This window comes from Photobacterium satsumensis, from assembly GCF_050336935.1.
Taxonomy (GTDB): Bacteria; Pseudomonadota; Gammaproteobacteria; order Enterobacterales; family Vibrionaceae; genus Photobacterium; species Photobacterium satsumensis.
Window position 1 is genome coordinate 26,301 of the sequence record NZ_JAKJSK010000016.1, and the last position, 23,976, is coordinate 50,276.

The window sequence follows — 23,976 nt, forward strand, 5'->3', positions numbered from 1 at the left end:
ATGCCACAGCAAAATCCCTTAGTCGGGATCTCCCTGGCGTTGCTGACCGCCATATTTTGGGGAGCGCTACCCATTGCAATGAAGCAGGCTGTCGAGGTGATGGATCCCTTTACCATCGTCTGGTATCGATTCATGACAGCGGCCACTGGATTAGGCCTGTGGTTAGCCTACCGACGTAATCTACCAAGCCTAAGCAGGCTAGGACGTCAGGGAACCATTCTTATGTTGCTGGCAAGCTTGGGGCTTGCAGGTAACTTTGTGCTGTTCAACAGCTCGCTGTCATACCTTAACCCGGCTGTCGTTCAGGTGATTATGCAGCTGGCACCCATGATGCTGCTGTTGTCCAGCGTCTGGTTGTTCAAAGAAACGCTAGGTAAGCATCAGGTTGTGGGTGTGATAGCCTTGTTGACCGGTTTGCTGTTGTTTTTCAACGAGCGCCTGGCTGAGCTGTTTACCAGTATGGGAGCGTATACCACTGGCGTGTTGCTGGCGGTAGCTGCTGCGATGGTGTGGGTGGTTTATGCCTTGGCGCAAAAGCGGATGTTACGGCAGTTTTCGTCACCGCAGATCTTGTTGATGATCTACGTGATCTGCGCCTTGATCTTGACGCCGGTCGCCACGCCAAGCCAGATCCAGCTAATGGATTCCCGCCAGTTGGGTATGCTGATCTTTTGCTGCCTCAACACGCTAGTGGGATATGGGGCATTCGCCGAAGCGATGGCGCGCTGGCAGGCATCGCAGGTCAGTGCGGTGATCACTTTGGCACCCCTGTTCACGATCCTTTTTGTGGATCTGGCCAGCTTGGCCTGGCCTGACTATGTCGCGCCAGCCGCCCTAAACCAATGGGGCTATGCCGGAGCTATGGTCGTAGTCGGTGGTGCGATGTTCAGTGCTATCGGTCATCGCTTGCTGAAGCGAAAGTAATATTGGGCACCAGCGTTGCCCGCGGTTGTGCGCATCAAAAGGTCAGATAAGCACGACATTTGGTTGTACAATAGGTTAATAGCTACTTGGACAGAGCGATCCGGGTTGAAGAGTTTTAACGCCACAGTGCGGAGAAAGAGATGAAGTTTGTAGATGAAGCGGTGATTCGAGCCGATGCTGGTGACGGTGGTAATGGTACCGTTAGTTTCCGTACTGAAAAGTATGTACCAAAAGGCGGACCTGACGGTGGTGACGGCGGTGACGGTGGTGATGTTTACCTACTGGCCGATGAAAACCTCAATACGTTGATCGACTATCGCTTTGTAAAATTCTATGCCGCTGAACGTGGCGAAAATGGTCGTGGTGGTAACTGTACCGGTAAACGTGGTGCCGACAAGGTCTTAAGCGTTCCTGTTGGTACCCGTGCTGTCGATGAAGAGACCGGTGAGGTGATTGCCGACTTGACGCAGCATGGCATGAAGATCATGGTATCTAAAGGTGGTTTCCATGGTTTGGGGAACACCCGTTTTAAGTCTTCTGTAAACCGTGCTCCGCGTAAGAAAACAATGGGTACCAAAGGTGAGGTTCGTCACCTTCGACTGGAGCTATTGCTACTGGCCGATGTGGGTATGCTTGGTTTGCCAAATGCGGGTAAATCGACATTCATCCGCTCTGTATCAGCAGCCAAACCAAAAGTGGCCGATTATCCGTTTACCACACTCGTGCCAAGCCTAGGTGTGGTTCGCGTTGATAGCGATCGTAGCTTTGTTGTTGCCGATATTCCGGGTTTGATTGAAGGTGCTGCTGATGGTGCCGGCTTGGGTATTCGTTTCTTGAAGCACCTTGAGCGTTGTCGTGTGCTATTGCACATGATCGACTTGCTACCTGCTGATGGTTCGGATCCGATCGAAAATGCATTTACAATCATCAATGAGCTTAACCAGTACAGTGAAAAGCTAACGAATAAACCGCGTTGGCTGGTATTTAACAAAGCGGACCTGATGCCAGAAGAAGAAGCGCAAGAGAAGATCGAAGCGATCTTAGACGCTCTGGCATGGGACGACGATTACTACTGTATCTCGGCACTAAATCGTACGGGCACCAAAGAGCTTACCTACGATCTTATGCGCCAGATCGAATCAATGCCTGCTGTTGACTTTGAAGATGATGAAGAAGAATCTGAAGAGAAGAAAGTTGAGTTCAAGTGGGATGATTATCACGAACAGCAAATTAAAAATGCTGAGAAGAGTGATGATGACGATGATGATGACTGGGATGATTGGAATGAAGACGACTACGATGTAGAGATCATCTACAAGCCGTAACCAAGACAAACCCAGTACGATGAAAAACCGCCTGCAAAGGCGGTTTTTTTGTGCCTAATCAAGCTGATATCTGTCAATTTGTATGATAATTCATCATTCAGTTCACAAATTTGAGGCAAGGGACAAGTATGGAGGAGCCAAGCGTTGCATTGGCAGAGCCAGTTCAGCGGGAGATTTCACGTCTTGCGGTATTGGCAGGGCAGAGGTTGTTGCAGCATGGGGCGGAAAGTACCCTAGTGATGGATGTTGCCAGGCGTTTAGGGTTGGCCTTGGGGGTCGACAGTGTTGAGGTTTCTCTCTCTGCCAGCTCAATGGTGCTGACAACCCTCAGCCATGGGCGTTGTATTACGACCACTCGCCGGTGCCAAGATCGTGGGATCAATATGCAGGTGGTGACCGAAATCCAGCGAGTGTGCATCATGGCCGAGCGAGGGATGTTGGATGTCGCTGGGGTACACAAACGGCTCGAGCAGATCAAGCCTATGCGCTATAACCGGTATCTGGTGATCGTGATGATCGGCCTGTCGTGTGCTTCTTTCAGCCGCCTGGCTGGCGGTGATTGGCCGGTGTTTGCCTTGACCTTCGTGGCGTCGGCTGTGGGCATGTTTGTCCGCCAGGAGATCGCCCATTGCCATTTCAATCCTCTGCTCAACTTCGGTGTTACCGCTTTTGTGACCACCCTGATTTCCGGATTCGGGCAAGTGTATCAAATTGGCGAAGCTCCGTTTTTGGCTATGGCCTCATCGGTATTGATGCTGGTGCCGGGGTTCCCGCTCATCAATGCAATTTCAGACATGGTAAAGGGGTATTCCAATATGGGGATCGCCCGCTGGACTATGGCCAGTTTGCTGACCTTGTCGACCAGTATGGGGATAGTCGCTGCAATGAATGTACTGGGTGTATGGGGGTGGCTGTGATGATTTCCACCACATTTTTACTCGCTCTGCTCAATGATATGTTTTTTGCCATGATCCCAGCAGTCGGCTTTGCGCTGGTGTTTAATGTGCCGCCGAAAGCATTGAAGTATTGTGCCATTGGCGGTGCGCTGGGTCATGGTTGTCGTTTTGCCTTAATGCACTGGGGTTTGTCGATTGAGTGGGCAACCTTGTGTGCAGCGACGCTGGTCGGGATGATCGGGGTTCATTGGTCGCACCGCTTTCTGGCCCACCCCAAGGTGTTTACCGTTGCCGCAATGATCCCTATGGTTCCCGGTGTGTTTGCCTTCAAAGCGATGATTGCCTTGGTGGAAATCAACCACCGCGGATTTACTCCCGAGTTGTTGGGATTGCTGGTGGAAAACATGCTCAAGGCGGTATTTATCGTGGCGTCTCTCGCAATCGGCCTTGCGATGCCCGGCTTGCTGTTTTATCGCCGCCGTCCTGTGGTATAACTCTTGCCGATAGGAATTGAGGAGAGAATATGAAGATCAGTATGGTTGCCGCGATGGCCAAGGCGCGGATCATCGGTAAAGACAACGCCATGCCATGGCACCTGCCTGCCGATTTTGCCTGGTTCAAGAAAGTGACAATGGGTAAACCGGTTGTGATGGGACGAAAAACCTTTGAGTCCATTGGCCGTCCCTTGCCGGGCAGGCACAATATCGTGATCAGCCGCAATGCAGATTACCATGCCGAAGGGATCACTGTGGTGGCTGATATCGATGCGGCCAAACGAGCTGCCGGTGATGTCGACGAATTGATGGTGATCGGTGGCGGGAGTATTTATGCCGCGTGTTTGGCCGATGCTGACCGTCTGTACCTGACCTTCATTGATTTGGATGTTGAGGGCGATACCCAGTTTCCTGACTGGGGAGAGAGCTGGCAGGAAGTGCATAGCGAATCCTATACCGCAGACGAGAAAAATGCCCATGATATGCGGTTTGTGATTTTGGAGCGCTAGTCAACCAAACCGCAATCGGATTAAAAAAGGCTTGCCAGTTGGCAAGCCTTTTTATTATTGACGTTAGGGTGAGTGCCTATCAGGCGTGTACCGGGCAGGCTTGCTCGAAGCGTGCGCCGTCTTCCCAGCGCAGCAGAGTCATGCTGTTGCCCCATACGCAGCCTGTATCTAGGCCTATCACCTGATCGTCTTCATATCCCATCAATGCCGCCCAGTGGCCGAAGATCATCTTCTTGCCCGTTTCTGGGCGCGGGAGGGTGAACCATGGCACTAGCTGGTCGCTAGCCGCTTCTTTGGGGGAGACTTTACACGCCATGTCGAGCCGACCATCCAGATAGCAAAATCGCATACGGGTAAAGACATTGATGGTGTAGCGATAGCGCTCGATGCCTTGCAAGTCCGTAGACCAGCTATCGGGGCCATTGCCATACATGTTCTTCAATAACCAAAGGTGGTTATCCCCTTGCAGTACCTGCTCGACCTCTCTGGCTTGCTCCCGGGCCTGCTGGAGGCTCCAGTGGGCAGGGATGCCGGCATGGGTCATGACAAAGGGAAGCGTCGGGTGTTCAGCCAGTAACGGCTGATGGCGAAGCCAGTGTAGCAATTCATCGCGGTCTGGTGCATCAAAGATAGGCTGAAGCTTGTCTTTGGCTTTGCTCTTGGCAATCCCTTCGGCGACAGCTAGCAGGTGGAGGTCGTGGTTACCCAATACCGTTGTTGCCTGCTGACCGAGGCTTTTGACAAAGCGGAGTGTTTCAAGCGACAGGGGGCCGCGGGCGACAAGATCGCCGGTTAGCCAAAGCTCATCGTGTTGCGGATCAAAACCGGCAGTATCGAGAAGTTGGCGCAAGTCATCAAGGCAGCCCTGGATATCGCCAACAAGGTAGGTCGACATAGTGATCCTTTAGTGGAGAATATTAGGCACCGACAGGCGGAAAGGTGAAATTTCTGCGACAAACTCGTCACCGTTTTCATTGACCATGACGTAATGCCCTTCCATAACCCCGAGTGGCGTCTCTATGATCGTGCCGCTGGTGTAGGTGTATTCTTCATGGGCCGCAATGGTCGGTTGCTCACCGACCACACCTTCCCCTTCAATCACCAGCTTCTTGCCATTGGCATCGGTGATCAGCCAGCGTCTACTGAGCAGCTGGGCTTCGCCGGCGCCTAAATTGGCAATGGTGATGGTGTAGGAAAAGACATAGCGTTGGTTGTCCGGTTCGGATTGCTCTTCGATGTAGTGCGTTACGACTCGGCATCTGATGGTTGGCGTCATGTTCGTTGTCATTGTTATGCATCCTTTCTTGGCAAGCTACCGGGTCTATGTCAAGAGCCCGGTAGCGAGGTCAATGTCACTGGCGCCTGCACATCTATTTGTTGTGATTTGCATCCAGCCAGTTTGCCATATCGACAAACTGTTCAAGCGTCAGGTTTTCTGGGCGCAGACCAGGGTTGATCCCCAGTGCTTCCAGCTGCTCGCCAGTCAGCAGTGCTTTGAAACAGTTACGAATCGTCTTGCGGCGCTGGTTGAAACCTTCGCGGCAAACACGATCCAACCATTTAAGGTTAGTACATGGATATGGCAGAGTTTCATATGGTGTAATTCGCACCACGGCAGAGTCAACTTTTGGTGCTGGTACAAACGACTCTGGCGGTACTTCCAGTACCGGCATTACGCGAGAATAGTACTGGGCCATCACAGTCAAACGGCCATACGCTTTGCTACCAGGGCCTGCAGCCAAGCGGTTTACCACTTCTTTCTGTAGCATGAAATGCATATCTTCAATATGTTCATGGAACGAGAAAAGGTGGAACATCAGCGGTGTTGAAATGTTATATGGCAAGTTGCCGAAAATACGCAGCTTGTTGTTTTCCTTGATCAGCTGCGTGAAGTCGAAGCGCATGGCATCGCCTTCATGGATCGTGAGTTTGTCACCAAGATCCGGATGGTTGCGCAGGCGTTCGGCCAAATCACGGTCAAGTTCGATAACGGTGAACTTATCAACCATTTTGCCGACTGGCTCGGTGATCGCACCCAGACCCGGGCCGATTTCTACCAGGTTCTGGCCTGGACGAGGGTTAATTGACGACACAATACCGTCAATGATGTATGGGTCATTCAAGAAGTTCTGACCAAAGCGCTTACGCGCGCGGTGGCCTAGGTGGACCTGATCGCTGCTCATGTTTGCTTTTCTACCAATTCAAGGGCGTGCGATAGCGCTGTCCAAAGGCTACCGGTGTCCGCCTGTCCGGTACCGGCAAGTTCCAGTGCGGTACCATGATCTACTGAGGTTCTGATGAAGGGCAGGCCTAACGTAATGTTGACAGATTTACCAAAGCCTTTGAATTTCAGCACTGGTAGCCCTTGATCGTGATACATGGCCAGTACCGTGTCGGCATCGGCCAGATATTTTTCCTGGAAGATGGTATCTGCTGGCAGCGGGCCAATCAGATCCATACCTTCCTGTTGGCGGAGCTGCTCCAGCGCCGGGCTGATCACATCGATCTCCTCGGAGCCTAGGCAGCCATCTTCGCCGGCATGTGGGTTTAAGCCACAGACATAAATTTTTGGTTCGGCAATGCCGAACTTGCTGACAAGATCAGCATGCAGGATACGGATAACCTGCTGTAAACGCTCTTCGGTAATGGCTTTGGAGACACTGGCCAGCGGTATGTGAGTGGTGACCAGTGCTACTCGTAGTCCTTCGGTTGCCAGCATCATCACGACCTGAGCGGTATTGGACTGCTGGGCAAAGAACTCGGTATGACCACTGAACGACACGCCCGCTCGGTTGATCACCCCTTTGTGCACTGGACCGGTGATCACAGCGGCAAATTCGCCGTCCATACAGCCCTGTGCTGCACGTTCCAAGGTGCTTAGCACATAATGCCCATTTAGCTCGTTTAGCGTGCCAGCCTCGACAGCCGCTGCCAGAGGCAGATCGGCAACCACCAAGGTTCCAGCCTGGTGAGGCTTGGCCGCTTGGCTTGAGTCATAGGCCTTAATCGCCAATGGCAAACCGAGCTGGGCTGCACGTTCTACCATAAGCTGGGCGTTAGCACAAATGACAAGTTGGTGCGGCCAGTTTTGCTGGGCAAGGGCTAGCACCAAATCGGGGCCGATCCCAGCGGGTTCGCCCGGGGTGATGGCAATACGTTTAACCTTGGTCATCAGCACGTTCCGGTTGTTCGATGAAAGCGCCAGCACGCAGTTCTTGCAGCCAAGCCTGTGCTTCTTCGTTGAATTTACGGCTGAACAAGATGCGGTAGGCACGGTTCTTCACGGCGGCATCGGTGCGATCGACATCGCGGCGGTCAAGCACTTCGACAATGTGCCAGCCGTGAACAGTCTTGAACGGTTCGCTGATCATGCCTTCTGGCAGGGTTTCCACCTTATCCTTGAACTCCGGGACATAGAGGTCAGGCGTTTGCCAGCCTAGCTCACCGCCGTTGGCAGCAGAGCCTGGATCGGCACTCAGGGCTTGGGCCGCATCGGCAAAGCTACGCTCGCCAGCCAAGATGGAACGACGGGCTTGCTCAAGCTGTTCTTGTGCACCTTCGTCGCTGAGGATCACCGATGTCTTCACCAGAATATGACGGGCATTGACCTCGGTAACCGAAACGGTCTCTAAACCATCAACCTGATTGATTTTCAGGATATGGTAGCCGACGCCGCTACGGAAAGGCCCGACAATGGCACCCGTGCCCTGAGATTGGATTTGATCAGCAAAAATGGTCGGCATTTCTTCCTTGCGCATCCAGCCCCACTCTCCGCCCTGAAGGGCTTTCGGGCCTTTGGAATAGCTGTAAGCCAAGTTGGCAAAATCAGCGCCATCTTTTAGCTGGTTGACGATCTGCTGGGCTTCTTTGGCCACTTCATCACGCTCAACCGCGGTAGCGCCTTCTTCGACCCTAAGCTGGATATGGCTGACGTTGTAGCGCACGCCTTGTTGCTCTTGCTGGCTGAGTTGGCCAGCCAAGGTTTCGACTTCCTGCGGTAGGATGTTGATCCGGCGGCGCACCTGAATAGTACGGGCTTCACTGGCGGTCATATCACGGCGCATCTGCTCGCGGAAAATGGAGTAGCTGATGCCATTGGCGGCCAATGTTTGCTGCAACTGGCCGACTGTCATTTGTTGCTCGGCGGCCATTTGGTTGATGGCCTGATCAAGGCGGTTATCGTCGATTCGGATCCCGAATTGCTCGGCCTGCTGGAGTTGAAGGGTTTCCATCACCAGCTTTTCCATGATCTGGTTAACCAGCACATCGTCCGGCGGAAGCGGCTGGTTCTGACCGGCGGCATTCATGCGAACGGTTTTTAGCATGGCATCGACATCGCTTTGCAGGATCACGCTGTCATTGACGATCGTGACAATGCTATCAAGTTGCTGTGGCGCGGCAATGGTGCCGGCAGAAAGGCCCAATAGTGCAATACCGAGCAGACTAGACTTCCAATTTTTCATAGTTTGTTTCCATCGGGCGCCGGGGCGCGTTAAATCTTGATGGGAAGGGCTGCCCCTTCCATCTATTAATTATTGAGGTAGAAAGGACGGCCGTAGCCAATAGAGTTACTATCGCTAGTCGTTCCTATTGGTGCCAACCCAAGCCCAATCAGGCTAAATGAGATACTGAAGTTCTGTTCGTACTCAGCTGGACTTGAGGATACATTCGAGCGGGTTTTAAGGTATTCGTTGTAGCCAAGGCTGATCATCCAGCAGGCGGTACGGAAGTTCAGACTGATTTGCCCTTCCAGCATCTGGTTTTCAGTTAGATCGTGGTAGTAATCACCACGCAGTGACACCCCGTCATAGATAGGGAAGCCGGTCGAAAAACCAAGTTGCGAGATACCGTCTTCGGTATAACGGTTTAGCTGATCTTCATCGAGGATGTTATCCAGCAGATACTCTTTGGAGATATAGCGGTAATTCAGCTGGCTAAAGGTACCACCCTCACGGTATTCAATCGCACCGTTGGCAAACTGGAGATCTTTCTTGCTGGCGTCATACTGCACACCGCCATGGAAAAATAACCAGTCATCGTAGTTGAAGTCAGATTCTAGTGCTGTTGCCGAGTAATTGGGGCTAGTTTCGTTATTACTATCCAGATTTCGGCCAGACTCATTGAGGTAGAATATTTGCCCTACAGCAATATTGAAACGCTCTTTGAATTGGTTATCGAAGTAGCGAGACGTTGCCCCGACGGTAAACTGGTTGGCTGCGGCAATACGATCGACGCTGGAGTAGCGCTTGTCACGGAACAGTCCGTAATAATCCGTTTGCATCAGGGTGGTGTCGTAGGCATCGTAAATGCCTTTCTGATCGACATCTTTGACATACAGGTACTGGACTTGTGGTTCAAGGCTCTGGGTGTAGCTGTCGCCCCAGAGAAGCGTGTCCCGCTCGAGATATAAACCACTGTGAAGACGGATACTCGGGACGGTACGCGAGACGCTTTCCTCAAGTTCAAGGCCTTTATCAATGATTTCCTGTGCGTTGGGATCAAAATCCTGATTGTAATAGGTGTACATCAGCTTGGCCTCGCTGGTCACCGACCACCAAGGAGTCGCATAAGGCAGCGTTAGCGTCGGCTCAAAATGAACGCGATCCGCGGTCGGCTTGTCTGGGTTGTCATTCTCAAACCGGCTGACATGGCTATTGAGGGAAAAGTCCAACCCGTATGGCATATCTTCGTAGTAGTAGTTCGCTTCCACCTGCGGCATCAGGCGGTAGCTTGATGATACGCCTAGTGTCAACGGCTGGAAGTCCCTGACTCGCAGAGTCGAATCCCAATTACGATCCCGATAGGACACCTCGGCGGTTTGCAGCAGGTTGTTGTCTTCTCGTTCACCGATACTGGAGTCGATATCGGAGAAGTACGTTGGGTCACTGACCTTGCTGTAGTCAACTTCGAATAACCAGTGTTGGTTATACATACCATTGTGGGACCAGTTAAAGCCCCAGCGCGGATCTTTGTCCGAGTCTTTTTGGTCACTGCCAAGGTACTCGCCAGACAGGCTACCAACACCTAAATCCGTTAAATAACGGAATTTGGAGTTAAGCTGCAAGCCCCTGTTACTCATGTATTTTGGCGTGATGGTCATGTCATAGTTGGGCGCGATGTTCCAATAGAACGGGGTTTCCAGTTCAAAACCATCACGGGAGCCGTAGCTGAGCGAGGGGTAGAGGAAACCGGTCAGGCGTTCATCACCGACAGGGACGCGCAGGTACGGCATGTAGAATACCGGGACATCGGCCACTTCGAAGCGGGCGTTGTAGAGATCGGCAAAGGGTGAATCTGCTTCTCGTTCGATGCTGGTAGCCGAGAACTGCCAGCTTTTGTCTCCCGGCGGACAGGTGGTGTAAGTACCGTTTTTCAGGCGGTAGTACGAGATACCGTTTTTGGTGACACGCTCGGCTTCGCCGCGGCCGGCTTCACAGGTCATGTTGTAGACCGCGTTGTCCATCTGGGAATCTTCGGAATCGAGGTTGCTTTGGATGCGATCCGAATACACCTCGATGGTACCGTCATGGAAATAGACATTTCCTTCGGCCGTGACAACATTCTCGGGTTGTTGTAGGTTGGCGGTATCAGCAACCACTGTGCGGTTACCTTGACGAACGATGACATCACCGGTGTAGGTGACACTCTTGTTGTTGAGTGCTTCGGCTTGGTCGGCGGTGACCTTGATTGGCTCATTGTTGGGATCGGCAGGCATTTGCTCTGGGGCTATACACGTACCACGGATCATCGCCAGTTCGTCAGTTTCATCACTGACCGCAGAGCCGCCGTTGGCATTCTCTGAGACGGCTTGGTTTGCGTAAGCCACCGTCGGGCCGAAAAGTGCCAGGCTGATCATGGTCGCCAATAAGCTGCGGGAAGTAGATGACATCTAACTAAACGTTCCTGTAATAAAGTTTTTAGCGCATTTGTTATTGTTAACTGGGTTTTGACAAGCTTTCCCAGTAAATGCCAGCTATGATAATGCAAATTCTATCCGACGGCATCTTTTGGCTCATTTTTTGGCTTTTGCTATCGGGTGTAATGCATGAGAATTATTTCTAAATTTAGCAAATTACCAGAGAGTAGCGAATGCAGGTTTGGGGCAAAATACTTGGGGCATTTTTTGGCTTCCTCCTTGGCGGGCCGTTTGGTCTGTTGTTAGGTCTCTTTTTGGGCCATAAGTTCGATAAAGCGCGATCAATAGTTTACAGAAGGCGAAGTTTTGCGGGATTTGGCGGAAATCAGGCATCTAGCGCTGAGCGTCAAGCCGAATTTTTCCATGCCGGCTTTGCCGTTATGGGGCATGTGGCGAAAGCCAAGGGACGAGTGACCGAGGATGAAATCCGAGTTGCCAGCGCTATTATGGACAGGATGGGGCTTCATGGCGAATCGCGCCGTCAAGCTCAGAATGCCTTTCGTGATGGCAAAGAGGACGGTTTCCCGTTACAAGAAATACTTGGCAAAGTACGCGTAGGTTGTGCGGGGCGGGCCGATTTACTGCAGTTCTTCCTTGAATTGCAAATTCAGGCTGCGTTTGCTGATGGCAGTTTGCACCCGAGTGAACGCCAGCTGTTACATGTTATTGCACGCTCATTGGGCTTTTCTGAACGTCAGCTAGAGCAACGTCTGCACATGCAAGAAGCGGCGTTTCGTTTCCAGCAAGGTGGCTTCAACCAGCAACAGGGTGGCTTCCAACAAGCGCCGACCAAGGATCAGCTTGCTGATGCCTATGAAGTGCTTGGCGTGAAAGATACCGCCACCTCCCAGGAGCTCAAGCGGGCATACCGCAAACAAATGAATGAGCACCATCCGGATAAGTTGGCTGCCAAAGGCCTACCGCCGGAGATGATGGAGCTGGCCAAACAGAAAACCCAGGAGCTACAGGCTGCCTATGATCTTATCCGCAAGGAGAAGGGGTTTAAGTAAACTCTAGGCCCGAGAACTTAGAAGGCGAGATCATCGATCTCGCCTTTTTGCTATCTAGGGCTGGGAGCTTACCCTCAAACCTGATTCTGCGGCGTGCCGGCATAAAACGCATTGAGGTTGTCGATAAGTTGGTTGGCCAAAGTCTGAATCGCACTATCCGATCCCCAGGCAACATGCGGGGTCAGCAGCAGGTTCGGTAAGTGGCTGTTGGCGATCAACGGATTGCTATTGTCAGCCGGCTCCTCGGTAAACACATCGCAACCGGCCCCCGCGATGCTTCCTGTAAGCAAGGCATCAACCAAGGCTTGCTCGTCAACCAATCCGCCACGGCCGGTATTGAGCAAAACCGCGCTGCTCTTCATTGCCTTTAGTTCATCATGGCCGATAAGGTTGAGCGTCTCGCTATTGAGCGGGCAGTGTAGGCTGAGCACATCGGCTTGTGCCAATACCTCATGGAAAGGCTGATATCCCTCTCGGCAACTTTGTGCTTCCTTTCTCTCGGCAAAGATGACGTTCATGCCCAGTGCTTGTCCGAGCGTTGCCATGGCTTGCCCGAGCCCTCCACTGCCGATAAGTCCCAGCGTAGCCCCGCGAATATCTTTGATTGGATGGGTGAAAAAACAAAACTGGTTTTTCTCCTGCCATACCCCTTGCTGGATATCCCGGTGGTAGCCCAGCAGATTGCGGCGCAGGGCGAACATCATGGCAATGGCGTGCTCAGGCACTGAGTCGACGGCGTAGCCACGAATATTGCACACGGTGATGCCGTGCTCGTGGCAATAAGCAAGGTCGACATTGTTGGTACCGGTGGCGGCAATGGCGATCATCTTGAGTTTGGGGAGCTGGGCCAAAATAGCGGCATCCAGAACGACTTTGTTGGTGATGGCAATAGTCGCATCAGCAAGGCGCTCAATAACCTGATCGGGACGTGTGGCTGGGTGTTGTGTCCACTGGTGCTCAAAGACTGGGGATGGCAAGGCGATGTGGGCCGGAATGGTATTCCGGTCGAGAAAAACAATCTGTTCCATGGCGAAAACGAGGCTCAAGGGTCAAGGATAATGAATTCAGTACACACTATCCTTGACGGCCAACTCAAGCCCTATGGTTTGGAATAGTGATCCGGTAGGGTCTTTTGCGGTGCTTCGGTAAAGAGTTCACATGGCGCAAACAGATGCATTGGCTCACCGCTACGCGGGTGGAAGAAACTCAGCTCTGCGGCGTGCAGCTGCAGGCGGGGGGCCATTGCTTTGGCGTCCTGATCGGCATAAAAACCATCACCAAGGATAGGGTGGCCCAAGGCGAGCAAGTGAACCCGCAGTTGGTGTGAGCGGCCAGTGATCGGGCGCAGGCGCACCAAGCTGGTGTCATTGCTACGTTCGAGCACCTGATAGTGGGTCACCGACGGTTTGCCATCGTCAAAGCACACCTTCTGTTTTGGCCGGTTCGGCCAGTCACAGATCAGCGGTAAGTCGATAGTGCCGCTATCTTGCTCGATGCTGCCAAATGCACGGGCGTAATACACTTTTTCGGTACGGCGGTCCTGGAACTGGATTTTGATATTCCGTTCGGCGGCTTTGTTCAGCGCGAGGACAATCACACCGGAGGTGGCCATATCGAGACGGTGGATGAGGTGCGAATCAGCAAAACCAGCCTGCACCCGGGTATAGATACTGTCATAAAAGGCAGGATCGCGGCCGGGGTTCGATAGCATGCCCGAAGGCTTGTTTACCGCAATAATATCGTCGTCCTGATACAGGATATCCAACCAAGGGGTTTTGGGTGGGTTGTAGTCAATTTCGGGCAGTGTGCTCATGGGGGCTAGGTCTGCTAAAAAGGCCGGTAAACGGTCCGTAATATTGGAAGGCGGCGATAATATCAACAATCGCAAAGAAGGCAATGCTCTCACCCCAATTTATGGATGTAAAAAAGCCGCCTGTGCAGGCGGCTTTGGGACTGGTCTCTTTGCGGATTAACCGTGGCTAACGACGATCAAGCGCAGTGAATCCAGCTGGATTTGCGCTTTGGTAATATAGCCTGTGAGCTCTTGGATTTGGGTTTCAATCAATTCCAGCTCGTCATCACGGATGTTCGGGTTCACCGCTTTGAGGGCCTGAAGACGATCCAGCTCGGCACGCAGTGTCGCTTCCATCTCTGCCTGGGCAGATTCACGGATAGTGACCAGCTCGCTGGCAACCACCTGCTCGGCGCTTTCGATCAGGGTATGGATATCTTTTTGGACCGAGTTGACCAGCTTGCTGCCAAGGTGGCGGTTAACCGGGCTGAGCTGGCGGTTGAAGCCTTCAAACTCAACTTTGGCCGATAAGTTGTTTCCTTTGGCATCGAGCAGGATACGGATCGGTGTCTTCGGCAGGAAGCGGCCGATACCAGACTGTTTCGGTGCCTGCGCATCGACAACATACACCAATTCGAGCAGCAGGGTACCGGCTGGCAGTGCCTTGTTCTTCAACAGTGATACTGCTGTGGTACCGACACCTTCCGATAGCAGCAGGTCGATACCGCCTTGGATCATCGGGTGTTCCCAGCTGATGAAGTGCAAATCTTCGCGCGACAGGGCGGTGTCACGTTCAAAGGTGATGGTACAGCCATCGTAAGGTAGGCCAGGATAGCTCGCGACCATCATGTGTTCAGAAGGCGTGACGACAATGGCGTTTTCGCCTTTGTCGTCCTGATTCAGGCCGATAGTGTCGAATAGACCGAGGGCAAAGTTGACCAAGTTGGTGTCGCCATCTTTGCTGCTGATCTCTTCAACCAGCTTCTGGGCGTCATTACCGCCGTTGGAGTGAATTTCCAGTAGGCGGTCACGGCCTTGTTCCAGCTTGCCTTTTAGCTCCAGATGCATCGCCGCACTTTTTTCTACCAGCGCATCCAACAGGCTGCTATCGGGTTTGTCGCTGGCCAGCAGCTCAAGCAGATCGCCACTGAAGGCATCATAGATGGCGCGGCCGGTTGGACAGGTTTCTTCAAAGGCATTCAGGCCTTCGTTGTACCAGCGGGCCAGTAGGGCTTGCGAGGTGCCTTGCAGGTGCGGAACATGGATCTCGATATCGCGTTTTTGACCAATGCGGTCAAGGCGGCCGATACGTTGCTCAAGCAGATCAGGGTTATTCGGCAGATCGAACATCACCAACTGATTGGCAAACTGGAAGTTGCGTCCTTCCGAGCCAATTTCAGAACATAGCAGTACCTGCGCACCATCTTCTTCTTGGGCGAAGTAGGCGGCAGCCTTGTCGCGCTCGATGATCGACATGCCTTCGTGGAACACGGTGGCACGGATCCCTTCGCGTTCACGCAGTGCCTGCTCGAGGATCAGGGCGGTTTGGGCACGGGAGCAAATCACCAGCACTTTTTCCTGGCGGTTGGCTTTAAGCATGTCCAGTAGCCAGTTAACGCGCGGATCGAAGTGCCACCACGTTGCCGAGTCGCCTTCGAACTCCTGATAGATATCTTCTGGGTACAGCAGCTTGAACGCCTTTTGCTCGACACTCATCTTGCCACCCATCATTGCGGCAACACGCATTGCTGTCTGGTATTGCGTTGGCAAGTCCAGCGGGTACATGTTGAGGTGGCGCTGCGGGAAGCCTTTGATAGCAGCACGGGTGTTACGGAACAGCACGCGACCGGTACCGTGGCGGTCCATGAGGTTGTCGATCAGCTCATGGCGAACGGTTTGTTGTTGCTCTGCGTCGGCATCACCGGCTTCGATAATACGAAGCATCGGCTCGATATCTTGCTCTGGTAGCAGTTCAACCAAGGTGTTCTTGGCTTCGTTGTCCAGTTTTTCGCCTGATAGCAGTCGCGACACCGCATCGGCAACCGGTGCATACTGGCGCTCTTCTTCGACAAAAGCTTCATAGTCGTAGAAGCGGTCAGGATCGAGCAGGCGCAGGCGGGCAAAGTGGCTTTCATGGCCCAATTGCTCCGGGGTTGCTGTCAATAGCAATACACCCGCTGTTTTTTCGGCTAGTGCTTCTACCACCTGATACTGACGGCTCGGTTTGTCTTCGCTCCACTCAAGGTGATGGGCTTCATCGACAACCAGCAGATCCCAGTCGGCATCCAGCGCTTGTTCGAAGCGGCGGCGGCTCTTGCGCAGGAAGTCCAGCGAGCACAGTACGTACTGGGCAGTATCGAATGGGTTGGCGGAATCGGCAAAGGCTTCGACACAGCGATCTTCATCGAAAATCGAGAAATGCAGGTTGAAGCGGCGCATCATTTCGACCAGCCATTGGTGCTGCAGCGTCTCTGGCACCAAGATGAGGATACGTTCGGCACGGCCAGACAGTACCTGCTGGTGGATGATCATCCCGGCCTCGATAGTTTTACCCAGCCCCACTTCGTCAGCAAGCAAGACACGAGGGGCATAACGACGACCCACTTCATGGGCAATGTACAGCTGGTGGGGGATCAAACCGGCGCGCATGCCGCAAAGGCCACGTAGTGGGCTTTTGTGCTGCTCATATTGGTTTTTTAGGGCGCGGTAGCGCAACGCGAAGCGATCCATACGGTCAATCTGGCCGGCGAACAGTTTGTCCTGCGGCTTGTTGAAGCGGATTTGGTTGCTGAGGAAAATCTCACGCAGGGCAACGTTTTCTTCGCCGGTATCGGTACGGGTACCGATGTAGGTAAAGACGCCGCCGGTCTCATCGACCTGCTCGACGTTGAGCGACCAGCCGTCATGGCTTTCAACCACATCACCGACATTGAACATTACACGGGTCACAGGTGCATCATTGCGAGCATAAAGGCGGTTCTCTTCACTGGCAGAGAACATCAGAGTCACAGTTCTGGCATCGGCAGCCACGACGGTACCTAGACCCAGATCACTTTCAGTATCACTGATCCAACGTTGACCCAAAGCAAATGGCATAGTGGTTAAAACCTTCTAATTATTTGAAATAAAGGAAAATGCGAAGCCGATGCGCCAGCATTTATGAACTACACTCAAAGTAATACCGTACTCGATGGTATCCATCAGCTGCTGTTGGCAGTGGGTATTGGTATATAAGTGTAAGCCAGAATCCGCACCGGTAAAAAAGGGGAGTAATGTTACTGCAACCCGTGAGCAAGGTCACGGTCATTGTGATAAGAAAGTACCAAACTGTAACTGTCACATTTATTTAATTATCTCCAGTCTTTAATAGTAACAACCCGTTTTTACGGGCACAGGAAAACTCTGGTGGAAAACCCACCGTTTTGTTACCAAGGAGGTACCTATGGATGAAGCTGGTAGGAAAGTTTTCGTTCTAGACACCAATATTCTGCTTCATGAGCCCCTCGCAGTTTATTCCTTCAAAGAGCATGACGTTGTTATCCCGATGACCGTGCTTGAAGAGCTTGATCGCATCAAGGACAGTAAGCGGGATGTGTCCCGTGATGCCCGTGTTGCCATTCGAGCCCTGGAAGATATCTTCCATGACGCAACTCCCGAGCAAATTGCCGAGGGGATCCCTCTTAGCCCCCAAGGTGGCGGACTTGGCAAGGTCTCGATTTTTGCCGATTACGAAGTCACCGAAACGGTCCACGCCTTTGCCGACAAAGCAGGGGACAACCGTATTCTTAATGGTGTGCTGTTTCTCCAGGCCCATTACGACCCACGCGAAGTGGTACTGATCACCAAAGACATCAATATGCGGCTGCGTGCCAAAGGCGCCGGGGTATATTTTGTCGATGACTACCGTACCGATCAGCTGATTGATGACGTCAAGATGCTGACCAAGGGGTTCCACCAGTTCAGCGGTAACTTCTGGGAGCGGGTCGGTGAATGTTATTCGGAGAATAAGGGCCGCTCGACGGTGCATACCCTACCGTCGGAGTTGTTCGAAGCACCGTTTATCAACCAGTACTTAATTGATGAGGACAGTGATTTTGCCGGTCGGGTCCAGTCTATCGACGCGGGAACCCTGACCCTGAAAGATATCGGCCACGAGCGCTTGCTTAGCCGGCAGGCGTGGGGAATCCACCCGAAAAATATCTATCAGGGGATGGCATTTGATGCCTTGATGGATCCGAAGATTGATTTGGTGATCCTGACTGGCCCTGCCGGGTGTGGTAAAACCATCTTGGCCATGGCTGCTGCACTGGAGCAGGTGATTGAAAAAGGGATGTACGACAAGATCATCGTGACCCGAAATACCCCTGAAATTGCCGAGTCTATCGGTTTCCTGCCGGGTACCGAGGAAGAGAAAATGATGCCTTGGCTTGCCGCTGTCACCGATACCATGGAGGCCTTGCACAAAAACGATGTGTGTACTGACGGTTCAATGAAGTACATCTTCGATAAGGCCAATATTCAATTTAAATCGATTAACTTTATGCGGGGACGCTCAATCCAGAATGCCTTTGTACTCCTGGACGAGTGTCAGAATCTCACCGCCTCACAGATCAAAACCATCATCACCCGCTGTGGGGAAGGCACCAAATTGGTTTGTTCAGGTAACTTAGCCCAAATTGACTCCAGTTACCTTTCTCCTGTTACGTCGGGCTTGACCTATATTGTCGAGCGTTTCAAGAATTTCGAAGGCAGTGCCAACATCTATCTCAATGGCGTTGTCCGCAGCCGCTTGGCTGAGTTTGCCGAGGAGAACCTGTAGCGATTGCAGGTCCGGTCATTCACCCAATAGAAAAGCGAGCCGTTTGGCTCGCTTTTTCATTTCTGGCCGTTTTTTGCCTGGGGTCTAATGGCCGAGGTATTGCGTAAGGGCCGGATCACTGGGCGTCGCCAAGACATCCTGGCTCGGGCCAAACACTTTCACCTTTCCTTGATAGATAAAGGCGCACTTGTCGGCAATCTTCAGTGCATCCTCTGGGCTGTGGGTAACCATCAGTACGGTCGTGCCCTGCTCCCGGGCCAGTTTTCTAACCAGTTCCAGCATTTCTTTGCGCAATGCTGGATCCAGCGCTGAGAAGGGTTCGTCGAGCAACAGTAATGGGCGCTGGCGGATCAGGCAGCGTGCTAAAGCGACCCGCTGGCGCTGACCGCCGGACAACTGCTCCGGCAAGCGGTCGAGGTAGCCTTGTAATCCCACCTTCGCTGCCGCGACCACGATTTCTTCTTTTTGTTCGTTGCTCAGCTTGAGCGCTGGGCTCAACCCGAGGCCAATATTTTCATAGACGCTCAGGTGGGGAAACAAATTATGCTCTTGGAACAAGATAGAGAGTGGGCGTTTGGCCGGATGCAACTGGGCGATGGGGTGGTCGTTGACTGTGAGCGTACCGCTATCAGGGGCAAGAAAACCGGCCACCATAGCAAGCAATGTACTTTTGCCTGCGCCGCTAGGGCCCAGCAAGGCAACAATATCACCGGTTTCCACTTTGAGGTCGAAACAGAGCTGGGTGGACTGGCCTGATTGCTTGGGATGGTGGAAGCAATGTTGTAAGCGCTGCAAAGTTAACATGATGGAGTCCGGATGATCAGTTTTTCAACCAAGGAGAAGAGACCAAGGCTAAGGGTGAGCAGGAGCAGTGCCGCCACGGCGGCCGCATCCATTTGATAACTGCCGAGTAGCTGGAATAGATAGAGTGGCAGGGTTTGGAAGTCCTGGCTACCGAACAAGGCAATCGCGCCCAAATCGCCGAGAGATAACACAAAACCAATCGCCAGCGATTGGGCAAACGGCTTTTTCAAGGCTCGCCATTCCACCAGTTTTAGCCGTGACAGCCCACTCATGCCCAAGCTCTGGCACAGTGGTTCATACTGCTGGGCAACGTGGAGCATTGGCTGGCTGAGGGTCTTGAGCACATACGGCAGTGCCATCAGGGCATTGACGGCAATGACAACCCAAAATGCGGCGGCAAAGGCATCGGTAAACTGGCGCAGCAACAGGAAAATCCCGGTACTTAATACCAGCCCCGGCGTAACTAGGATAATGGTGCCGATCAGATCCAGGCCGTCAGCCTGCCAGCGGCGGTGGTGGAGCCGCCATTGCCGGCTGGTTAGAAGAATGGCCGTTCCTCCAATCAGAGCCAGCACGCTGGCAATACTGGCGATTTGCAGTGAGTGTTGCACCGCCTGCCAGAGACCAGGGCTACGCAGGGAGTCGAGGGTCTGGCTATTAAGCCCGGCAAGGACCACGGACAACAGCGGGGGCAATACCAACAGCAGGGCCAAACCAATCCAGCATCCATCCCAGCAACGGCTGGCCAGGCTGTCGAATTGGCTCTGGCGCGGGTTGGCGACAGATTGGTTTGATGTTGCCAAGGGCTTGGCAAAACGTTGGCTCAGCAATACCAAACTGCAGCACAGCAGCATTTGCCACAGGGCCAGTATAGCGCCGCCGGCCAAATCGAAGTCATAGCGCAGGGCTTGGTAAATAGCCAGCTCAATGGTGGTGGCCTTGGGGCCGCCACCCAGCGCCATAATGACGGCAAAACTGGTAAAGCACAGCATGAACACCAGACCGATAGCATGGGGTAGCTGCTGGCGCAGCCTAGGCCAAGCGACAAAACGGAAGGTTTGCCAACTGGACATGCCCAGATGGGTGGCCAGCTGGTGCTGTTCAAACGGGATCCCTTCCAGGCTTTGGACAAATAACCGAGTCGCCAGTGGCAGGTTGAGAAAAACATGTGCCAGCAAGATCCCTTGCAGGCCATAGAGCGAGAAGCTCTTCTGCCACCCGAGCTGAGCCAAGACACTAGCCAGTAACCCATTGTTGCCGTATATCGCCAACAGGCCGAAGACCGCGACCAATACCGGCAGTACCAAGGTCATGGCAAAGATCCGCATCAGTAGAGCTTTGCCGGGGAATTGCCGGCGCGACAGGGCATAGGCAACGGGAATCGCCGGCAGGGTACTCAGCAGTGTCGAGAGCAGGGCTTGAGTGAAGGAGAAACCGGTAATATGCCGCAGATACGGATCATGCCATAGCGAGGCAATATCGAGATCACTGGCCTCATTGATCAAGGCGCCAAGGGCTCCGATCACGAGAAAGAGAATGAGCCCGGCAGTCATGAGACCGGGCATCAGTTGGGTGGTACGTGTGTTCAAAAGTGAGTGCCTGCTACTTGGTCAGTGCTTGTTGCCACTCGCGTACCCAGCTTCTGCGCTGCTTCGCAACGTCTTGGGCTGAAAACTCCAACGCCTTAGCGGGTAGGGTTAGCGCTTTGAATTCAGCGGGCTGTGCGACACTCGTCACCGGGTACATCCAGTTACCCGTCGGGATCACGGATTGGAACTCTGGCGTCAGGATAAAGGCCAGGAACTGATCGGCCAGCGCTTGGTTGGGGCTGCTTTTCAGCTTGGCGGCGACTTCCACCTGCATGTAATGCCCCTCACTGAAATCGGCGGCTTTGTATTTGTCATCCTGCTCGGCAATTAGGTGATAGGCCGGAGAGGTGGTGTAGGAGAGCACCATATCGGACTCGCCCTTGAGGAACATGCTATAGGCTTCAGACCAGCCTTTGGTGACCGTGACTGTTTTCTGTGCCAGTTGCTGCCAAGCGTCAGCGGCTTTATCGCCATATATCGATTTCATCCACAGCATCAGGCCCTGGCCCGGGGTCGAGGTGCGTGGATCTTGGTAGATGATGCTTAAATCATCACGGTTGACCAGCTCATCCAAACTCTTGGGCGGGTTCGCCAGTTTGCTGCTGTCATAGACAAAGGCGAAGTAGCCGTAATCATAGGGAACAAAGGTGGTGTCATTCCATCCGTTTGGTAGGGCTAGTTCGCTAGTATCAACTTGGTGTTCAGCCAGCAGCCCTGTTTTCTTGGCTTCGGCAATCAGGTTGTTATCAAGGCCAAGCAATACATCGGCTTTGGTGCGTTTGCCTTCAAGGCGGACACGGTTGAGGATCGACACCCCGTCATCCAGGGCGACAAATTCCAAATTACACTCGCACTGTGCCTCAAAGGCTTTTTCGATCGCCGGCCCCGGTCCCCAGTCAGAGGCGAATGAGCTGTAGGTGTAAACCGTAAGGGTATTGTCCGCGGCCAATGCCGGAGCGGCAGCCAAGGTTAGAAGGGGAAGTAATTTTTTCACTATGCGCTCCTGATACTCTTGCGTCCGGCAAGAGGAAAAATAATCGTATGAGAGCGGCACAGGGTTGAGTAGAAGGCTGGCATCATGCCTGCCCGGCGGGATAACAAGGCATACCGTATCGAACTCAATTCCTACGCCAGCATTAACTGGATCAGGTTCTGTGGGTTTTGCCGGAGCAATCTCAGCGGCTTGCAGTATGACCAAGGCAAGCGGCGCTCCCCAATGAGAACGCCTGTTATTGTAATGTGCCAAGGTACGGGTTGCCAGCAGCAACGCTCTTTTATGCTAATCCTGATATCGGATTGGCGGCGTGCCGCCAGGTGTGTTCGTTGGCTCCAGAGAGTGGGTTTGACTACTGAGCGTCATTAAGTGACCAGTTGTAATCATAACTGACGTTATTGAGGGTGATTGGCTTTCCGTGCCGGTACTGGTTGATGTGCTTTTGTAGTTGGGATTGGTTACCAAAGTCACTGCCATACCAGTCATAAATCGAAGAAAGTGTGGTTTTGCCGCTTTTCGGGTTGACACCTTTACCGCTGTTGATAAAGCGGGTGGCAGATTTCTCCAGCAGACGCTCGTTATTGGTGGCAGTGAATGCTTCTGGCTGGAGATCTGGGCAGCCTAGGCTGGCGCAGTTGACCACATAGTGGATACGCGGGTCCTGCCAGATCGGGCGCAATATGCGGTGCTCGATATCATTGAGGGAGAGCGTCTTGCCATTGATAGTTAGTACTTGCTCATCCCATGGGCCAAAACTGAAGAAACCGCCCAGTTTGGTGATGGAAGAGACGGGGTAGCTATCGAGGATCAGCTTGACCGTTTGGGCGTTATAGAGGTTAACCCAGTAGGCAAATTGCTCGTTGCGGCTCAGTTGGTGCGGATCTCGCTTGGTGAGATCGCGCAGGTAGCGGTCCAGCTCGTATTTGTCACTGTCAGTCACCCGGCCGTAGCGGAATAAGGTTTGGTTGGGCTGGACAACAAGGTATTTATCGAGCACCCGTTGCCAGCGGCTGTGATCAACGGTTTGTGAGTCGCTGGTGGCGTATTGCTGCCAATAGGGCCAGAGATCGGCCTTGGGGGCCGCAAAAGTACTGGCCGATAGCAAGAGAAACAACAGGCTGACAAAAAAGCGCATAGAACATCCTTAATCTTGGTCCCAAGAGACGACAGGGTTTAGCTTAGACGACCTGCTGGTGGCTCGGTTTATTGCATAAAAGACAGAAAAACGCCCCAGTCATAGTGAACTGGGGCGTTAATGTTATCTGTATTTAGCAAAAACAGTAATGACGTTACGCCAAGAAAGCAGGGATCTTATTTTCGTACTCGGCAATTTTGTCTTCGTGCTGCAAGGTCAGGCCGATATTATCAAGGCCGTTTAGCAGGCAGTGACGACGGAACTCGTCGATTTCAAACCCGTACTGCTTGCCGTTGGCAGTCACCTGCATCGCTTCCAGATCAACGGTGACTTCAGCACCTTCATTCGCTTCGACGTACTGGAAGATTTCATCGACTTCCTGCTCGGTCAGGCGAACCGGCACCATCTGGTTGTTGATGGAGTTGCCGTAGAAGATATCGGCAAAACTTGGCGCAATCATCACCTGAATACCGTAATCGGCCAGTGCCCATGGTGCGTGCTCGCGGGACGAGCCACAACCGAAGTTTTCACGAGCCAGCAAGATGCTGGCGCCTTGGTAGCGCGGGGCATTCATGATGAATTCTGGGTTTGGCTGCTCGCCGGCATCGTCAAGGAAGCGCCAGTCATGGAACAGGTGCTTGCCGAAACCGGTACGGGTGACCTTTTGCAAAAACTGCTTAGGGATAATGGCATCGGTATCGACGTTGGCTGCATCCAATGGAACGACCAATCCGGTATGTTGTTTAAATCCTGTCATTGTTTCGTTCCT

At 52.9% G+C, this 23,976-nt stretch carries 21 protein-coding genes and 1 riboswitch; of the genes, 7 read left to right on the forward strand and 14 right to left on the reverse strand.

Annotation, left to right across the window (positions count from 1 at the left end; translation table 11 throughout):
- The 5 genes from L4D79_RS25535 (at position 1) to folA (ending at position 4,148) form a co-directional block, all read left to right on the forward strand.
- Entirely contained in the window at positions 1-924 is a 924-nt protein-coding gene (locus tag L4D79_RS25535) for a DMT family transporter (RefSeq protein ID WP_428655758.1), read from the forward strand.
- A 140-nt stretch (positions 925-1,064) separates the two neighbouring features.
- The gene (cgtA, locus tag L4D79_RS25540) at positions 1,065-2,249 is read left to right on the forward strand and encodes an Obg family GTPase CgtA (RefSeq protein WP_428655760.1); all 1,185 of its coding nucleotides are present in this window, start codon (positions 1,065-1,067) and stop codon (positions 2,247-2,249) included.
- Positions 2,250-2,377: 128 nt separating this feature from the next.
- Positions 2,378-3,166 (forward strand): threonine/serine exporter family protein, encoded by a 789-nt coding sequence (locus L4D79_RS25545; RefSeq protein WP_428655762.1) that lies wholly within the window; start codon positions 2,378-2,380, stop codon positions 3,164-3,166.
- Positions 3,166-3,639, forward strand: coding sequence for a threonine/serine exporter family protein (locus L4D79_RS25550; RefSeq protein ID WP_428655764.1), 474 nt, complete (start codon positions 3,166-3,168; stop codon positions 3,637-3,639). Before L4D79_RS25545 ends, L4D79_RS25550 begins: the two co-directional genes overlap by 1 nt.
- Before the next feature lie 29 nt (positions 3,640-3,668).
- Positions 3,669-4,148, forward strand: a complete 480-nt coding sequence (gene folA / locus L4D79_RS25555; protein ID WP_428655766.1) for a type 3 dihydrofolate reductase — start codon at positions 3,669-3,671, stop codon at positions 4,146-4,148.
- A 79-nt stretch (positions 4,149-4,227) separates the two neighbouring features.
- Here folA and L4D79_RS25560 read toward each other — a convergent pair whose 3' ends face one another.
- The 6 genes from L4D79_RS25560 to lptD all read right to left on the reverse strand — a co-directional run bounded on the left by L4D79_RS25560 (position 4,228) and on the right by lptD (position 11,037).
- Positions 4,228-5,043 (reverse strand): symmetrical bis(5'-nucleosyl)-tetraphosphatase, encoded by an 816-nt coding sequence (locus tag L4D79_RS25560; protein ID WP_428655768.1) that lies wholly within the window; start codon positions 5,041-5,043, stop codon positions 4,228-4,230.
- 9 nt (positions 5,044-5,052) lie between these two features.
- The gene (gene apaG, locus L4D79_RS25565) at positions 5,053-5,436 is read right to left on the reverse strand and encodes a Co2+/Mg2+ efflux protein ApaG (protein ID WP_428655770.1); all 384 of its coding nucleotides are present in this window, start codon (positions 5,434-5,436) and stop codon (positions 5,053-5,055) included.
- An 82-nt stretch (positions 5,437-5,518) separates the two neighbouring features.
- Positions 5,519-6,331 (reverse strand): 16S rRNA (adenine(1518)-N(6)/adenine(1519)-N(6))-dimethyltransferase RsmA, encoded by an 813-nt coding sequence (gene rsmA / locus L4D79_RS25570; RefSeq protein ID WP_428655772.1) that lies wholly within the window; start codon positions 6,329-6,331, stop codon positions 5,519-5,521.
- A complete protein-coding gene (gene pdxA / locus L4D79_RS25575; protein ID WP_428655776.1) occupies positions 6,328-7,320 on the reverse strand; it encodes a 4-hydroxythreonine-4-phosphate dehydrogenase PdxA in 993 nt (330 codons plus the stop codon). The genes rsmA and pdxA overlap by 4 nt, the downstream gene beginning before the upstream one ends.
- Positions 7,307-8,611, reverse strand: a complete 1,305-nt coding sequence (surA, locus tag L4D79_RS25580; protein WP_428655778.1) for a peptidylprolyl isomerase SurA — start codon at positions 8,609-8,611, stop codon at positions 7,307-7,309. Before surA ends, pdxA begins: the two co-directional genes overlap by 14 nt.
- 65 nt (positions 8,612-8,676) lie before the next feature.
- On the reverse strand, positions 8,677-11,037 hold the full coding sequence (gene lptD / locus L4D79_RS25585; RefSeq protein ID WP_428655780.1) for an LPS assembly protein LptD: 2,361 nt from the start codon (positions 11,035-11,037) through the stop codon (positions 8,677-8,679).
- Positions 11,038-11,237: 200 nt separating this feature from the next.
- On the opposite strand from lptD, the gene djlA reads away from it, so the two are divergent.
- Positions 11,238-12,074, forward strand: coding sequence for a co-chaperone DjlA (gene djlA / locus L4D79_RS25590; protein WP_428655782.1), 837 nt, complete (start codon positions 11,238-11,240; stop codon positions 12,072-12,074).
- A gap of 74 nt (positions 12,075-12,148) precedes the next feature.
- On the opposite strand, the gene L4D79_RS25595 is transcribed toward djlA, so the two are convergent.
- From L4D79_RS25595 to rapA, 3 genes are all read right to left on the reverse strand, one after another.
- A complete protein-coding gene (locus tag L4D79_RS25595) occupies positions 12,149-13,102 on the reverse strand; it encodes a D-2-hydroxyacid dehydrogenase (RefSeq protein WP_428655785.1) in 954 nt (317 codons plus the stop codon).
- A gap of 71 nt (positions 13,103-13,173) precedes the next feature.
- Positions 13,174-13,887 carry a bifunctional tRNA pseudouridine(32) synthase/23S rRNA pseudouridine(746) synthase RluA gene (rluA, locus tag L4D79_RS25600; protein WP_428655787.1) on the reverse strand — a complete coding sequence of 238 codons (714 nt, stop codon included), beginning with the start codon at positions 13,885-13,887 and terminating at the stop codon, positions 13,174-13,176.
- A gap of 156 nt (positions 13,888-14,043) precedes the next feature.
- Positions 14,044-16,962: an RNA polymerase-associated protein RapA gene (gene rapA / locus L4D79_RS25605; RefSeq protein WP_428655789.1), complete on the reverse strand. Its 2,919-nt coding sequence runs from the start codon at positions 16,960-16,962 to the stop codon at positions 14,044-14,046.
- 346 nt (positions 16,963-17,308) lie between these two features.
- On the opposite strand from rapA, the gene L4D79_RS25610 reads away from it, so the two are divergent.
- Positions 17,309-18,685 carry a PhoH family protein gene (locus L4D79_RS25610; RefSeq protein ID WP_428655791.1) on the forward strand — a complete coding sequence of 459 codons (1,377 nt, stop codon included), beginning with the start codon at positions 17,309-17,311 and terminating at the stop codon, positions 18,683-18,685.
- Positions 18,686-18,769: 84 nt separating this feature from the next.
- Here the strand turns inward: L4D79_RS25610 and thiQ are convergent, their stop codons facing one another.
- The 5 genes from thiQ to leuD all read right to left on the reverse strand — a co-directional run bounded on the left by thiQ (position 18,770) and on the right by leuD (position 23,964).
- A complete protein-coding gene (gene thiQ, locus L4D79_RS25615; RefSeq protein WP_428655793.1) occupies positions 18,770-19,489 on the reverse strand; it encodes a thiamine ABC transporter ATP-binding protein in 720 nt (239 codons plus the stop codon).
- Positions 19,483-21,054: a thiamine/thiamine pyrophosphate ABC transporter permease ThiP gene (gene thiP, locus L4D79_RS25620; protein ID WP_428655939.1), complete on the reverse strand. Its 1,572-nt coding sequence runs from the start codon at positions 21,052-21,054 to the stop codon at positions 19,483-19,485. Before thiP ends, thiQ begins: the two co-directional genes overlap by 7 nt.
- Positions 21,055-21,091: 37 nt before the next feature.
- Positions 21,092-22,072, reverse strand: a complete 981-nt coding sequence (thiB, locus tag L4D79_RS25625) for a thiamine ABC transporter substrate binding subunit (RefSeq protein ID WP_428655795.1) — start codon at positions 22,070-22,072, stop codon at positions 21,092-21,094.
- Positions 22,073-22,183: 111 nt separating this feature from the next.
- Positions 22,184-22,304, reverse strand: a riboswitch (TPP riboswitch).
- Between the two features lie 120 nt (positions 22,305-22,424).
- Positions 22,425-23,207: a DUF547 domain-containing protein gene (locus tag L4D79_RS25630; RefSeq protein WP_428655797.1), complete on the reverse strand. Its 783-nt coding sequence runs from the start codon at positions 23,205-23,207 to the stop codon at positions 22,425-22,427.
- Between the two features lie 154 nt (positions 23,208-23,361).
- Positions 23,362-23,964 carry a 3-isopropylmalate dehydratase small subunit gene (leuD, locus tag L4D79_RS25635; RefSeq protein ID WP_428655799.1) on the reverse strand — a complete coding sequence of 201 codons (603 nt, stop codon included), beginning with the start codon at positions 23,962-23,964 and terminating at the stop codon, positions 23,362-23,364.
- Between the last annotated feature and the right edge of the window lie 12 nt (positions 23,965-23,976).